Raw genomic sequence first — 14,449 nt, forward strand, 5'->3', positions numbered from 1 at the left:
GGGCGGCACAGTCTGCCCGAACGGCCTCCCCGGGGCGAGTCGTGCGCACACGCGCGCACGCGTCGCGTTGTCGGTGGGGTGGGGCAGGATGGGCCGGATGAGCCAGGAGAGCCTTCCGTCCGACGGTCCCCCGGACCATCCGGACGCGCTGCCCGAGTACGCCGAGAAGGTCCTCGAGGTGGCCGAGCTGATTCCGCCGGGGCGGGTCATGACGTACGGGGACGTGGCCGAGTGGCTGGGGGAGGGCGGTCCCCGGCAGGTCGGGCGCGTGATGGCCCTGTACGGGGGCGCGGTCCCGTGGTGGCGCGTCGTCCGCGCGGACGGTGTGCTGCTGCCGGGCCACGAGCTGAGAGCCCTCGGTCACTACCGCGCGGAGGGCACGCCCCTGCGGGAGGCGGGCCGGGCCACGGAGGGCCATGTGCCGCGCCTCGACATGAGACGCGCGCGGTGGGACGGCGGTGGGCACACCGAGGGTCACACCTGACAGCTTCCGCCATCGTGCCCGTCGGCGTGTGACCTGTGATGCCTCACGGGGAGTACGGGCACGGGCGTGGCATGACGTACGTTCGTGACGCGAGGGACATGTGCGCCGCAAGCGCCCGGAGGGAAGAAGCGGAAAGCCTGCTTCCGCCCTTTTCCCCGGCGTAGCGTCGGCTGCGCGTGCCTCCTTCACCCCCTGCCCACCGCCCCGCACGCGCGGCGAACGGCCCCACAGCACAACCACCAGGACCGGCGAACCACGTGAGCTCCTCTTCCTCCACCAGCGGCCTGTCGCACCCTGCGGTGCGGCGGGGGAACCGTGGCGCTTATCGACTGGTGCGTACCCCGCCGGCTCGCGTGAATCCCCCTGATCTGGACGCCGCACAGCGCTCCGTGGTTGAGCACACCACCGGCCCGCTGCTCGTTCTCGCAGGTCCGGGCACCGGCAAGACCACCACCCTCGTCGAGTCCGTGGCCGCGCGGATCGCCCGTGGCGAGGACCCCGAGCGCATCCTCGTGCTGACGTTCAGCCGCAAGGCGGCCGTCGAACTGCGTGACCGCATGGCGCTGCGCATCGGGACCGCACACGCCCCGCAGGCCACCACCTTCCACTCGTTCTGCTACGCCCTGATCCGCGCCCACCAGGACAGCGGCCTCTTCGTGGAACCCCTGCGACTGCTGTCCGGCCCCGAGCAGGACGTCACCGTCCGTGAGCTGCTCGCCGGCCAGGCGGACCTCGAGCGGCTCGGACTCGCCCATGTGCGCTGGCCGGACGAACTGCGTGCCTGCCTGACCACGCGCGGCTTCGCCGACGAGGTCCGCGCGGTGCTCGCCCGCAGCCGGGAACTGGGCCTCGGCCCTGCTGCCCTGGACGCCTTCGCCCGCCGCATCGGGCGCCCCGACTGGCGCGCCGCCTCCGCCTTCCTCGCCGAGTACCTCGACGTCCTCGACCTGCAGGGCGTGCTCGACTACGCGGAACTGGTCCACCGCGCGGTGCTCCTCGCCCGCCGCCCCGAGATCGCCGGGCAGCTCGCCGCGCGGTACGACGCCGTCTACGTCGACGAGTACCAGGACACCGACCCCGCCCAGGTGCGGCTGCTGCGTGCCCTTGCGGGCGGACGCACCCTCGTCGCCTTCGGCGACCCCGACCAGTCGATCTACGCCTTCCGGGGCGCGGACGTGGGCGGCATCCTGGAGTTCCCTCACGCCTTCCCCCGCGCGGACGGCCGTCCCGCCCCGGTCGAGGTGCTGCGCACCTCCCGGCGCTCCGGCGCCGCCCTGCTGGAGGCCACCCGGCGGGTCACCAGGCGCATGCCGCTGCCCCGGCTCCCGGCCGAGAAGGTCCGCGCCCACCGGGAGCTCAGGCCGGCGCGACACGGCGGCCGGGTCGAGGTGTACACCTACCCGACGGCCGGCACGGAGTTGGACAACGTCGCCGACATCCTGCGCAGGGCGCACCTGGAGGACGGCGTCCCCTGGAGCGAGATGGCCGTCCTGGTGCGCGCCGGCTCCCGCACCCTCCCCACCCTCCGCCGCGCGCTCACCTCAGCGGGCGTCCCCGTGGACGTCGACGGCGACGACCTCCCCCTGCGCCACGAGCCCGCGGTGGCCCCCTTGCTGACGGCCCTGCGCGCGGTGGCCACGGCGGAGGCGCGGGAGCGGGAAGGCACCGGCACGGAAACCGCGCCCGACGCGGCCACCGAGGCGTGCTGGCTCGACACCGAGACGGCCCTGACCCTGCTCACCTCCCCCCTCGCCGGCATGGACGCCGCCGACCTGCGGCGCCTCGGCCGGGCCCTGCGCGAGGAGGAGCGGGCCGCGGGGAACGCGCTGCCACCTCCCTCCGACGAGTTGCTCGCGCGTGCGCTCGCCGAACCGGAGCGGCTCGCCGCGCACGACCGCGTCTACGCACGGGGCGCCCAGAGGCTCGGCTCCCTGCTGCGCCGGGCCCGCGCACGCCTGGCGGACGGCGGTACGGCCGAAGAGGCCCTGTGGGACCTGTGGGACGGCACGCCGTGGCCCCAGCGCCTGGAGCGGTCTGCCCGGCGCGGCGGCGCGGCCGGCCGCAATGCCGACCGGGACCTCGACGCCGTGTGCGCGCTGTTCGCCACTGCCGCCCGCGCGGAGGAGCGCACCGGCGGCCGGGGCGCGCTGAACTTCCTCGAGCAGATCGACGCCGAGGACATCGCCGCCGACACCCTCACGCGGCGCACCGACGCCCGCCCCGGCGCCGTACGCCTGATGACCGCGCACCGCTCCAAGGGCCTGGAGTGGCGCCTGGTCGTCGTGGCCGGAGTCCAGGAGGGACTCTGGCCGGATCTGCGCCGCCGCGGCTCCCTGCTGGAGGCCGACCGCATCGGCCGCGACGGACTCGCCGAGCCCCTCACTCCCGGAGCACTGCTCGCCGAGGAACGCCGCCTGTTCTACGTCGCCGCCACGCGCGCCCGGGAACGCCTCGTCGTGACCGCGGTGAAGGCACCCGCCGACGACGGCGACCAGCCCTCCCGCTTCCTGACCGAACTCGGCGTCGAGCCGAAGGACGTCACCGGCCGCCCCCGCCGCCCCCTGTCCGTCGCCGCGCTCGTCGCCGAACTGCGTGCCACGACGGTCGACCCCCGGGTCTCGGACACCCTGCGGGGGGCCGCCGCCCGGCGGCTGGCCCGGCTCGCCGCGCTCGCCGACGAGGACGGCCGCCCGCTGGTCCCGTCCGCGCACCCCTACCGCTGGTGGGGCATGTTCGAACCGACCGAGAGCAAGGTGCCGCTGCGCAGCCGCGACCAGCCCGTCGTGCTCTCAGGCAGCGCCCTCGACCAGCTCGCCAACACCTGCGCCCTGCAGTGGTTCCTCGGCCGCGAGGTGAAGGCCGACGCGCCCGCGACCGCCGCCCAGGGCTTCGGCAACGTGGTGCACGTCCTGGCCGACGAGGTGGCCTCCGGGCACACACCGGCCGATCTCGCCGTCCTCATGGAGCGCCTCGACTCGGTGTGGAACGCGCTCGCCTTCGACGCGCCGTGGAAGTCGGCGCAGGAGAAGGAGAACGCCCGCGTGGCGCTCGAACGCTTCCTCGAGTGGCACGTCATGGACCGCACGGGACGCACCCCGGTGGCCAGCGAGCACGACTTCGACGTCACCCTCGGGGCGGGCGACTACGAGGTGCGCATCCGCGGCCAGATGGACCGCATCGAAGCCGACGGCGAGGGACGCGCGTACGTCGTCGACTTCAAGACCGGCAAACAGGCGCCCAGCGCCAAGGAGGTGGAGCGCCACCCCCAGCTCGCCGTCTACCAGCTCGCCGTCCGCGAGGGCGCCGTCGACGGGGTCTTCGACGGAGTGCGCCCCGGACCGGGCGGTGCCGAGCTCGTCCAGCTGCGCCAGGGGGCCGCCCAACGGGACGGCGGGGAGACCCTGCCCAAGGTGCAGGCGCAGGAGCCGCTGGAGGGGGAGTGGATCGGTGACCTGCTGGCCACGGCCGCCGGCAAGGTCCTCGACGAACGGTTCACCCCCACGGCGGGCCAGCACTGCACCCACTGCGCTTTCCGCTCCTCGTGCAGTGCCCGGCCCGAAGGCGGGCACGTCGTCGAGTGACCGGCGTGACGCATCGCACCACCCACTTCGGCCTGCGGTTCGTCCCCTTCCGTCACGGTTCGGCGCACATCGCTGTCAGTGCCCGCCGCTAGATTCTGCGTGTGCCCGCCCGTATCACCGATCCCGATCAGCTCAAGGAGCTCCTCGGCATCCCGTTCACCCCGGAGCAGACGGCCTGCATCACCGCGCCGCCCGCCCCGCAGGTGATCGTGGCCGGAGCCGGATCGGGCAAGACCACGGTGATGGCGGCCCGCGTGGTGTGGCTGGTCGGCACCGGACAGGTCGCCCCCGAACAGGTCCTCGGCCTCACCTTCACCAACAAGGCCGCCGGCGAGCTCGCCGAACGCGTACGCAAGGCGCTGATCAAGGCGGGCGTCACCGACCCCGACGTCATCGACCCGGACAACCCGCCGGGCGAGCCCGTGATCTCCACGTACCACGCCTTCGCGGGCCGTCTGCTGACCGACCACGGACTGCGCATCGGGCTGGAACCGGCCTCCCGCCTGCTCGCCGACGCCACCCGCTACCAGCTCGCCGCACGCGTCCTGCGTGAGGCCCCCGGCCCCTACCCGGCACTCACCCGCTCCTTCCCCGACCTGGTCGGCGACCTGCTCACCCTCGACGCGGAGCTCTCCGAGCACCTCGTACGGCCCGAGGACCTGCGCGCCCACGACGCCCAACTGCTGCGCACCCTGGAGAACACCAAGCTCACCAACGCCGACCTGCGCAAGGTCCCCGAAGCGGCCGCCGCGCGGCGTGAACTCGCCGAACTGGTGCTGCGCTACCGAGCCGCCAAACGCGAGCGCGACCTGCTCGACTTCGGCGACCAGATCGCCCTGTCCGCCCGGCTCGCCGCCCTCCCCGAGGTGGGTCGCGCCCTGCGCGACGAGTTCCGCGTGGTCCTCCTCGACGAGTACCAGGACACCTCCGTCGCCCAGCGGGTCATGCTCGCCGGACTGTTCGGCGGCGGCACCGGCCACCCGGTCACCGCCGTCGGCGACCCCTGCCAGGCGATCTACGGCTGGCGCGGCGCCTCCGTCGCCAACCTCGACGACTTCCCCGACCACTTCGACCACGCCGACCGCCGCCCCGCCACCCGCCAGTCGCTGAGCGAGAACCGCCGCAGCGGCGGCCGCCTGCTGGACCTCGCCAACGGCCTCGCCGAACCCCTGCGCGCCATGCATGCGGGCGTCGAGGCCCTCCGTCCGGCCCCGGGCGCCGAACGCGACGGCACCGTCCGCTGCGCCCTGCTGCCCACCCACGCGGAGGAGATCGACTGGATCGCCGACTCCGTCGCACACCTGGTCCGCACCGGCAAGGCGCCCGGCGAGATCGCCGTACTGTGCCGCACGGCCGGCGACTTCGCCGGGATCCAGGCCGCCCTGGTGGCACGGGACGTCCCCGTCGAGGTCGTCGGCCTGTCCGGACTGCTGCACCTCCCCGAGGTCGCCGACCTCGTCGCCGTCTGCGAAGTCCTCCAGGACCCGGGAGCCAACGCCTCCCTCGTCCGCCTGCTCACCGGCCCGCGCTGGCGCATCGGTCCCCGCGACCTCGCCCTGCTGGGCCGCCGCGCACGACGGCTCGTCTCCCACGCGCGTGTGGAGGGCGACGACGACCCCGACCGGCGGCTCGCCGAAGCCGTGGAGGGCGTCGACCCGGCCGAGGTGATCTCGCTCGCCGACGCCCTCGACACCTTCCTGGAGACACCGCTCGACGGCCGCGGCGACGACGACGGTCTGCCCATCTCACCCGAGGCGCGCGTGCGCTTCGCGCGCCTGGCCACCGAACTGCGCGACCTGCGCCGCTCCCTGGCCGACCCCCTCATGGACGTCCTGCACCGCGTCCTCGCCGTCACCGGCCTGGAGGTCGAACTGTCCGCCTCCCCGCACGCCCTGGCCGCCCGCCGGCGGGAGACCCTGTCCAACTTCCTCGACATCGCCGCCTCCTTCGCCGCCGGCGACAACGAGGCCACCCTGCTCGCCTTCCTCGGCTTCCTGCGCACCGCCGCCCAGTACGAGAAGGGCCTGGACAACGCCCTGCCCGGCGGCGAGAACACCGTCAAGGTGCTCACCGCGCACAAGTCCAAGGGACTCGAATGGGACGTCGTCGCCGTCCCCGGACTGGTCACCGGCACCTTCCCCAGCACCCAGGGCCGCGAGAAGTGGACCGCCCAGGGCAAGGTGCTGCCGCACGCGCTGCGCGGTGACGCCGACACCCTGCCCGACATCGTGTCCTGGGACGCCCGGGGCCTCAAGGCCTTCCACGAGGCCATGAAGGAACACCAGCACACCGAGGAGCTCCGCCTCGGCTACGTCACCTTCACCCGCCCCCGCTCCCTGCTGCTCGGTTCCGGACACTGGTGGGGACCCAGCCAGAAGCGGCCACGCGGTCCTTCCGCCTTCCTCCAGGCCCTCTACGAGCACTGCGCCGCCGGACACGGCGAGATCGAGGCGTGGGCGGACGAGCCCGCCGAGGACGAGGAGAACCCCGCGCTGCACGGGGCCACCGACGACCAGGTGTGGCCCCTGCCCCTGGACGACGCCGCCCTCGCCCGTCGCCGCGCGGCCGCCGAAACCGTCCTCGCCCACCTCAACGCCCTCGCCGCCCACCCGGACGGCCCGGCCACCGCCGTACACGACCCGGACACCTACGACGATCCGGACTGGCCGCCGCCCGACGACGAGGAGCTCCTTCCCGAGGACGACACCGAGGACGACCCCTTCGCCGGCGACGACCCGGGCGACTGGGAGTCCTGGACCGCCGACCGTCCCACCGTCCCACACCAGGCGACGGCCCCCGAGGCCGGCGAACGCCCCCGCGAGGCGGACCGCGCCCGCCCGCCGCGACAGCCCGGCGCCGTGCCCCGCCTCACCCCCGAGGAGGCCCGCACCGTCGCCTCCTGGGACCGCGACCTCGACGCCCTCGCCGGCGAGCTGCTGCGCACCCGCGCGAGCGTCACCGAGGTCCGGCTGCCCGCCTCGCTGACCGCCTCCGAGCTGCTCCGCCTCGCCGAGGACCCGGACGGCTTCGCCCAGGAGCTGGCCCGCCCCATGCCCCGCCCCCCGCAGCCCGCGGCACGCCGCGGCACCCGCTTCCACGCCTGGGTCGAGGCACGCTTCGAGGCCCTCACGCTGCCCATGCTCGACCCCGAGGAGCTGCCCGGCAGCGACGCCGAGATCGAGGACGAGCGTGACCTGCACGCCCTGAAGGAAGCCTTCGAACGCACCGAGTACGCCCGTCGGACGCCCCACCGCGTGGAGGCGCCCTTCCAGCTGACGATCGCCGGCCGTGTCGTCCGCGGCCGCATCGACGCCGTGTACCGAACCGACGACGACGCGGACGGGACGACGTACGAGATCGTCGACTGGAAGACCGGCCGCGGCCGCACCGCCGACCCGCTCCAGCTCGCCGTCTACCGGCTCGCCTGGGCCGAACAACAGGGTGTCCCCCTGGAATCCGTCAGGGCCGCGTTCCTGTACGTACGCACCGGAGAAGTGGTCCGCCCCGACGTCCTGCCCGGCCGCGCGGAGCTGGAGCGGCTGCTGCTAGGGGAGCCGTCCGGTGAGATACCGCACTCCGAGGACACCGGCGCGGACCGCTAGGCTCGACGGCATGAGCCAGCCCGTTGACAGTGCCGTCAGCGCCGTCCGCACGTACATCGCACAGCACCGCGTCGCCTTCCTCGACGATCTCACCGAGTGGCTGCGCATCCCGTCCGTCTCGGCCCAGCCCGACCACGCGCCCGATGTGCGCCACAGCGCCGACTGGCTCGCCGCGAAACTCAAGGAGACCGGCTTCCCGACCGCAGAGGTCTGGCACACCCCCGGCGCCCCGGCCGTCTACGCCGAGTGGCCCTCCGCCGACGCGGAGGCCCCCACCGTGCTGGTCTACGGCCACCACGACGTACAGCCCGCCGCCCACCAGGACGGCTGGGACAGCGAGCCCTTCGAACCCGTCGTCCGCGACAACCGCCTCTACGCGCGCGGTGCGGCCGACGACAAGGGCCAGGTCCTCTTCCACACCCTCGGCGTCCGCGCCCACCTCGCCGCCACCGGCCGCACCACCCCGGCCGTCCATCTGAAGCTGCTGATCGAGGGCGAGGAGGAGTCCGGCTCCCCGCACTTCCGGGCGCTCGTCGAACAGCACGCGGACCGGCTCGCCGCCGACGCCGTGATCGTGTCCGACACTGGCATGTGGTCCGAGGACACCCCCACCGTGTGCACCGGCATGCGCGGCCTCGCCGAGTGCGAGATCCGGCTGTACGGACCCGACCAGGACATCCACTCCGGTTCCTTCGGCGGCGCGGTGCCCAACCCGGCCACCGCCGCCGCCCGCCTGGTGGCCGCCCTGCACGACGACCACGCGCGCGTGGCGGTCCCGGGCTTCTACGACGGTGTCGTGGGCCTCACCGACCGGGAACGCGAACTCATCGCCGCGCTGCCCTTCGACGAGGAGCAGTGGTTGCGCACCGCCAAGTCGCACGGCACCTGGGGCGAGGCCGGATACAGCACCCTGGAGCGCGTCTGGGCGCGCCCGACGGCCGAGGTCAACGGCGTTGGCGGCGGCTACCAGGGTCCCGGCAGCAAGACGATCATCCCCTCCTCCGCCATGGTGAAGCTGTCCTTCCGGCTGGTCGCCGGCCAGGACCCGGAGCATGTGGCGCAGGCCGTCCGCGCCTGGGTGCCCGGACAGGTCCCCGACGGCATCCGCCACGAGATCACCTTCGGCTCCGCAACCCGCCCCTGCCTGACCCCGCTGGACCACCCCGCCCTGCAGTCCCTGGTCCGGGCGATGGGCCGCGCCTTCGACCGGCCCGTCCTGTTCACCCGCGAGGGAGGCTCCGGACCGGCCGCCGACCTCCAGGACGTCCTCGGCGCACCCGTCCTCTTCCTCGGCATCTCCGTCCCGTCCGACGGCTGGCACGCCCCCAACGAGAAGGTCGAGCTGGACCTGCTCCTCAAGGGCGTCGAGACCAGCGCGTACCTGTGGGGCGACCTCGCCGAGCACTGGCGGCACGCCCCCTGACCACCGCACTCCGTCCGGAACCGACGCCCGCGCGGGGCACACTGCGCGGGGCACACTGGAAGGGGCCTTCGCCTCGCCCCGCCGGATCCGGTCCCTCCCACCGCCGCATGTCCGCCGAACCGCCCGCCGACCCAATCCGTTCCACCGGGGGAGTTGGAAGCACCCGTGACCACCTGGACCGACCACACCGCCGACCGCCCCATCTCACTCACCGTGCCGAGCGGCATCGACCGCGCCGCCCACCACCGGCTCGACGAGGCATGGCTCGCGGCGGCATGGAGCCACCCCTCGACCCGCTGCTTCGTGGTCTCCGGCGGCCAGGTCCTCATCGACGAGACGGCGGACGGGCGTACCGAACTCGTCATGACGCCGACCTTCGAGGCCCCGCTCACCGAGGCACACCGCTACTTCCTGGGCATCGACGAGGACGGCGTCAGCTACTTCGCCCTCCAGAAGGACTCCCTGCCCGGCCGCATGGACGACTCCGCCCGCCCGGCGGGCCTGCGCGAGGCGGGGCTGCTTCTGTCGCCGCGCGAGGCGGGCCTGATGGTGCACGCAGTCGCCCTGGAGAACTGGCAGCGGCTGCACCGCTTCTGCTCCCGCTGCGGCGAGCGCACCGTCATCGCCGCCGCCGGCCACGTCCGGCGCTGCCCGGCCTGCGGTGCCGAGCACTACCCGCGCACCGACCCCGCGGTGATCATGGCCGTTGTGGACGAGGACGACCGCATCCTGCTCGGACGCCAGGTCCACTGGCCGGAGGGCCGCTTCTCGACGCTCGCCGGATTCGTCGAGCCGGGCGAGTCCATCGAGCAGTCGGTGCGCCGCGAGGTCCACGAGGAGGTCGGCATCGGCGTCGGCGAGGTCGAGTACGTCGCCAGCCAGCCCTGGCCCTTCCCCTCCAGCCTCATGCTGGGCTTCACCGCCCACGCCACCACGACCGAGATCAACGTCGACGGCGACGAGATCCACGAGGCCCGCTGGTTCTCCCGCGACGAACTCGCCGCCGCCTTCGAGTCCGGCGAGGTGCTCCCGCCGTACGGCATCTCGATCGCCGCCCGGCTGATCGAGCGCTGGTACGGCAAGGAACTCCCGACCCGCGGCGCCTTCTGACCCGGCGCCCGCCCGCATGACATGAAGAAGCGGGGTGGCCGTCCCGGTAAGGGACGGCCACCCCGCTTCTTCGGGGCCGGACCGCTCAGACGCCGACCTTCTGCTTGACCTGCGCGAGCGACGGGTTGGTGAGCGTGGAGCCGTCGGCGAAGAGCACGGTCGGCACCGTCTGGTTGCCGCCGTTCGCCTTCTCCACGAAGGCCGCGGACTCGGGGTCCTGCTCGATGTTGATCTCGGTGTACGCGATGCCCTCACGGTCCAGCTGGCTCTTCAGCCGGCGGCAATAGCCGCACCACGTGGTGCTGTACATCGTCACAGTGCCCTGCATGCCTCTCGCGCTCCTTCGGCGGCTCGGGGAAGTCCTCGTTGTCCTGGGAACGTACTTGAAAGCGCAGGCATTCCCGAGGGCCGGTGCGCCGCCGACGTCCGGGAGTGACGCCTGCCGCACGGACGGGAGTGACGCCTGCCGCATTCATATGACTGCGAGGTCCTCCCTGTGGACAACCGGCTCACCTGTCCCCGGGGACCTGGCAGCATGGCCATGTGACAGCAGCAACGCACTCCCCCCTCTTCCCGCAGGCACCGGACTCGGCCGACGCGGTGCTCGAAGGGCTCGACCCCGAGCAGCGGGCCGTGGCCACCGCCCTGCACGGACCGGTGTGCGTGCTGGCGGGCGCGGGCACCGGCAAGACCCGGGCGATCACCCACCGGATCGCCTACGGGGTGCGCGCCGGGATCCTCCAGCCCTCCAGTGTGCTCGCCGTCACCTTCACCAACCGCGCCGCCGGGGAGATGCGCGGCCGGCTCCGCCAGCTCGGCGCGGTCGGGGTCCAGGCACGCACGTTCCACTCCGCCGCGCTGCGCCAGCTCCAGTACTTCTGGCCGAAAGCGATCGGCGGTTCCCTGCCCCGGCTCGTCGACCGCAAGATCCAGCTGGTGGCCGACGCGGCCGCCGCCTGCCGCATCCGGCTCGACCGGGGCGAGCTACGGGACGTCACCGCCGAGATCGAATGGTCGAAGGTCACCCAGACCGTCCCGGGGGACTACGCGGCCGCCGCCGCCAAGGCAGGCCGGGAGACCCCCCGGGACCCCGCCGAGATCGCCCAGCTCTACTCCGCCTACGAGGACCTCAAGCGTGAGCGCACGGTCATCGACTTCGAGGACGTCCTGCTGCTGACGGTGGCCGTCCTGCAGGACCGGCAGGACATCGCGGAGCAGGTCCGCGCCCAGTACCAGCATTTCGTCGTCGACGAGTACCAGGACGTCAGCCCCCTCCAGCAGCGCCTGCTGGAACTGTGGCTCGGCGACCGGGAGAACCTGTGCGTGGTCGGCGACGCCAGCCAGACCATCTACTCCTTCACGGGAGCAACCCCCGATTATCTGCTCGACTTCCGCACCCGCCATCCCGGAGCCACCGTCGTCAAACTGGTCCGCGACTACCGCTCGACCCCCCAGGTCGTGCGTCTGGCCAACGGGCTGCTCGCCCAGGCCAGCGGCCGCGCCGCCGGCCACCGGCTCGAGCTCGTCTCGCAGCGAGCCGCGGGGACCGAGCCGGTCTTCACCGAGTACGCCGACGAGCCCGCCGAGGCCGAGGGTGCCGCCCGCCGCATCCGAGAGCTCGTCGACGCGGGCGTCCCGGCGAGCGAGATCGCCGTGCTGTTCCGTACGAACTCCCAGTCCGAGACCTATGAGCAGGCCCTCGCCGATGCCGGGGTGCCCTACCAGCTGCGGGGCGCCGAGCGGTTCTTCGACCGCCCCGAGGTGCGCAAGGCGATCGCCGCCCTGCGCGCCGGGGCCCGCTTCGGCGGCAACGACGCACTCCTCGACGACGCCCCCGACCTGCCCTCCCAGGTGCGTGCCGTGCTCTCCGGCGAAGGCTGGACGGCGCAGCCGCCAACCGGCTCGGGAGCGGTCCGGGAGCGCTGGGAGTCACTGGCCGCTCTCGTGCATCTGGCGCAGGACTTCGCCGGTGCCCGGCCCGGCGTCACGCTCGCCGACCTCGTGAGCGAACTCGACGAACGGGCCGGTGCCCAGCACGCCCCGACGGTGCAGGGGGTCACCCTCGCCTCCCTGCACTCGGCCAAGGGCCTGGAGTGGGACGTCGTCTTCCTGGTCGGCGTCGCCGAGGGGATGATGCCGATCACCTACGCAAAGACGGACGAGCAGATCGAGGAGGAGCGCCGCCTCCTCTACGTCGGGGTCACCCGCGCCCGCGAGCGCCTCCATCTCTCCTGGGCGCTCTCCCGCTCGCCCGGCGGCCGTCCGAACCGCCGCCCCAGCCCATTCCTCGCCGGGCTGCGCCCCGGGTCGGGCGCCGCGGGCCGCGGCGGTGCGGCCGGCACCGGAGGTGTGGAGCACGGTTCCTTCGGCGCCGCAACGGCCCCGGCCGCACCGAGCCCGAGACGGGGGAGGCGCAGCCCCGCCCGCTGCCGGGTCTGCGGTCGCACGCTGACCGACGGGGGCGAGATGAAGCTGATGCGTTGTGAGGACTGCCCCTCCGACATGGACGAGGGGGTCTACGAGCGGCTGCGGGACTGGCGCGCGGACCAGGCGCGTCGCAGCGGACAGCCGGCCTTCTGCGTCTTCACCGACAAGACGCTGATCGCCATCGCCGAGACGGTCCCCGACGACGAGCAGGGTCTCGCGCGCATCCCCGGGGTGGGGATGCGCAAGCTGGGCCGCTACGGGGCCGATGTTCTGGCCATCTGCGCAGGCCGTGACGTTGCCGAGGAGCAAGATCCGGACTGATGCGAACTCGTCGAGAAAATAGTTTGCGCATGCCCCGGGAATCCCCATAGGTTCTTAGGCACGGGGACAGCGGCCTTCTCCAAGGCCCTGGATCCGTGATGTACTTGCATATCCGCGGACTGGTTCACCCCAGTCCCCCGAGACGCCGAGAGGAGGCGAGTCCAGTGATCAGCATCAACACCAGCTCCATTGTCAAACTGACCGATCGCTCGGCCGTCTCCCTGTGCATTCCCGGCGCCTCGAACCAGGGCACCGGTCTGTCCGGCCTCCGTGCCGTGCGTCCGGCGTCCTCCGTCGCTCCCGCGGGCCTTGTCGTCCGTGAGCGCGATGAGCGACCGACCAAGGCACTGGAAGCAGCAGTAGTGGCACAGGCGCAGGCCTATGCCTTTGCGGCGGCTGGTGCCGGATTCCGGAAGCAGACGACGCAGCACCACCTGATGTGGGCCTTCCGTGGGCCAGAACCCTGGAGTGATCCAGCCTGATGTGATCAGGCCGGCGCCTTCAGGGCCGCGGAACCCCATCCGGGATCCGCGGCCCTTCTGTTTGTCCAGCAACGTGGACGACGAAGCGAAGGCGCCTCGGGACAAGAAAAGAACCCGGTACCAGCCGCCACCCGGTCAACCGACCGGAAACGACCAGACGAGGAAGACGAACCGTGCAACTCGAAGCGCACGCCCCGTCCGTACCGCCTTCCGACACGATCCCCAAGCCCGGCTCCACGGAGGACCCGACCTTGACTCCGCTCACCGCGCTCACCGCGCTCGACGACGCCATCGAGAACCTCGGCGTGCCCGTCCCCTGCCGCTCCTACGACCCGGAGGTCTTCTTCGCCGAGTCGCCCGCGGACGTCGAGTACGCCAAGTCCCTCTGCCGCACCTGCCCGCTGATCGAGGCCTGCCTCGCCGGCGCCAAGGAGCGGCGTGAGCCCTGGGGCGTCTGGGGTGGCGAGCTGTTCGTCCAGGGAGTTGTCGTCGCCCGGAAGCGGCCGCGTGGCCGCCCGCGCAAGAACCCGGTCACGGCATGAACACCCGAGGAACGATCGACCGCCCCCTGACGCACGACCCCCAGAAGCAGGCCCCGATGATGCCGTCCACTCACGAGCCCGCCGGCTCCGCGACCGAAGACTTCACCACCAGCGGCGCGAACGACTCGCGCCAGAACAGGACCCGAGAGATGCAACTCATCCCAGAAGCCCTGGCTCGCGCGCATATGCGCGACCGACTGCACGAGGCGCAACAGGAGCGCCAGGCCGCAGGCCTGGTGACCGCACGCCGGATGCAGCGCCGGGCCGAGCGCGCCTCCCTGCGCGCCCGCCGCGCGCTCGCCATGGCGGTCATGCAGTAACCGACCCGACCGAAGCGATGGCCTCACCCAGCCGGAGGCCCAGCTCACCCCCGCGGGGGGGGGGGGGGGGGGCCGGCGCCGCCCCCCCCCCGGGCTGGGGGGGGGGGGCGGGCGCCCCCGGGGGGGGGGGGCGCGGGCGGGGGGGGGGGGGGGGCAA

Annotated in this window: 10 protein-coding genes; 9 read left to right on the plus strand and 1 reads right to left on the minus strand. The window is 73.2% G+C overall.

The genetic code is table 11. From position 1 onward, the window contains the following. The first annotated feature begins 97 nt into the window (after positions 1-97). From AB0L56_RS03115 to nudC, 5 genes are all read left to right on the plus strand, one after another. Positions 98-484 carry an MGMT family protein gene (locus AB0L56_RS03115; protein ID WP_361029200.1) on the plus strand — a complete coding sequence of 129 codons (387 nt, stop codon included), beginning with the start codon at positions 98-100 and terminating at the stop codon, positions 482-484. A 257-nt stretch (positions 485-741) separates the two neighbouring features. Continuing rightward, positions 742-4,065, plus strand: a complete 3,324-nt coding sequence (locus tag AB0L56_RS03120; protein WP_365418295.1) for an ATP-dependent DNA helicase — start codon at positions 742-744, stop codon at positions 4,063-4,065. 101 nt (positions 4,066-4,166) lie between these two features. Next, entirely contained in the window at positions 4,167-7,667 is a 3,501-nt protein-coding gene (locus AB0L56_RS03125; RefSeq protein ID WP_365418298.1) for an ATP-dependent DNA helicase, read from the plus strand. Between the two features lie 10 nt (positions 7,668-7,677). Then, positions 7,678-9,090 (plus strand): dipeptidase, encoded by a 1,413-nt coding sequence (locus AB0L56_RS03130; protein ID WP_361029191.1) that lies wholly within the window; start codon positions 7,678-7,680, stop codon positions 9,088-9,090. A 165-nt stretch (positions 9,091-9,255) separates the two neighbouring features. Beyond that, positions 9,256-10,200, plus strand: a complete 945-nt coding sequence (nudC, locus tag AB0L56_RS03135) for an NAD(+) diphosphatase (RefSeq protein WP_361029188.1) — start codon at positions 9,256-9,258, stop codon at positions 10,198-10,200. 85 nt (positions 10,201-10,285) lie between these two features. Here the strand turns inward: nudC and AB0L56_RS03140 are convergent, their stop codons facing one another. Next, positions 10,286-10,528, minus strand: coding sequence for a mycoredoxin (locus AB0L56_RS03140; protein ID WP_037937849.1), 243 nt, complete (start codon positions 10,526-10,528; stop codon positions 10,286-10,288). Positions 10,529-10,743: 215 nt separating this feature from the next. On the opposite strand from AB0L56_RS03140, the gene AB0L56_RS03145 reads away from it, so the two are divergent. The 4 genes from AB0L56_RS03145 to AB0L56_RS03160 all read left to right on the plus strand — a co-directional run bounded on the left by AB0L56_RS03145 (position 10,744) and on the right by AB0L56_RS03160 (position 14,292). After that, positions 10,744-12,948 carry an ATP-dependent DNA helicase UvrD2 gene (locus AB0L56_RS03145; protein ID WP_365418302.1) on the plus strand — a complete coding sequence of 735 codons (2,205 nt, stop codon included), beginning with the start codon at positions 10,744-10,746 and terminating at the stop codon, positions 12,946-12,948. A 164-nt stretch (positions 12,949-13,112) separates the two neighbouring features. Further along, positions 13,113-13,430, plus strand: coding sequence for a hypothetical protein (locus tag AB0L56_RS03150; RefSeq protein ID WP_361029182.1), 318 nt, complete (start codon positions 13,113-13,115; stop codon positions 13,428-13,430). 173 nt (positions 13,431-13,603) lie between these two features. Continuing rightward, positions 13,604-13,972, plus strand: coding sequence for a WhiB family transcriptional regulator (locus tag AB0L56_RS03155; RefSeq protein ID WP_125504338.1), 369 nt, complete (start codon positions 13,604-13,606; stop codon positions 13,970-13,972). Continuing rightward, positions 13,969-14,292 carry a hypothetical protein gene (locus tag AB0L56_RS03160; protein ID WP_361029179.1) on the plus strand — a complete coding sequence of 108 codons (324 nt, stop codon included), beginning with the start codon at positions 13,969-13,971 and terminating at the stop codon, positions 14,290-14,292. The genes AB0L56_RS03155 and AB0L56_RS03160 overlap by 4 nt, the downstream gene beginning before the upstream one ends. Positions 14,293-14,449 lie beyond the last annotated feature (157 nt).

Source organism: Streptomyces sp. NPDC052079 (assembly GCF_040680275.1).
GTDB lineage: Bacteria > Actinomycetota > Actinomycetes > Streptomycetales > Streptomycetaceae > Streptomyces.

Excerpts from the sequence above, each read along its gene's own strand:
- AB0L56_RS03160 (WP_361029179.1), top strand. The coding sequence starts at position 13,969 with ATGAACACCCGAGGAACGATCGACCGCCCCCTGACGCACGACCCCCAG.
- AB0L56_RS03115 (WP_361029200.1), top strand. The coding sequence starts at position 98 with ATGAGCCAGGAGAGCCTTCCGTCCGACGGTCCCCCGGACCATCCGGAC.
- AB0L56_RS03140 (WP_037937849.1), bottom strand. The coding sequence starts at position 10,528 with ATGCAGGGCACTGTGACGATGTACAGCACCACGTGGTGCGGCTATTGC.
- AB0L56_RS03130 (WP_361029191.1), top strand. The coding sequence starts at position 7,678 with ATGAGCCAGCCCGTTGACAGTGCCGTCAGCGCCGTCCGCACGTACATC.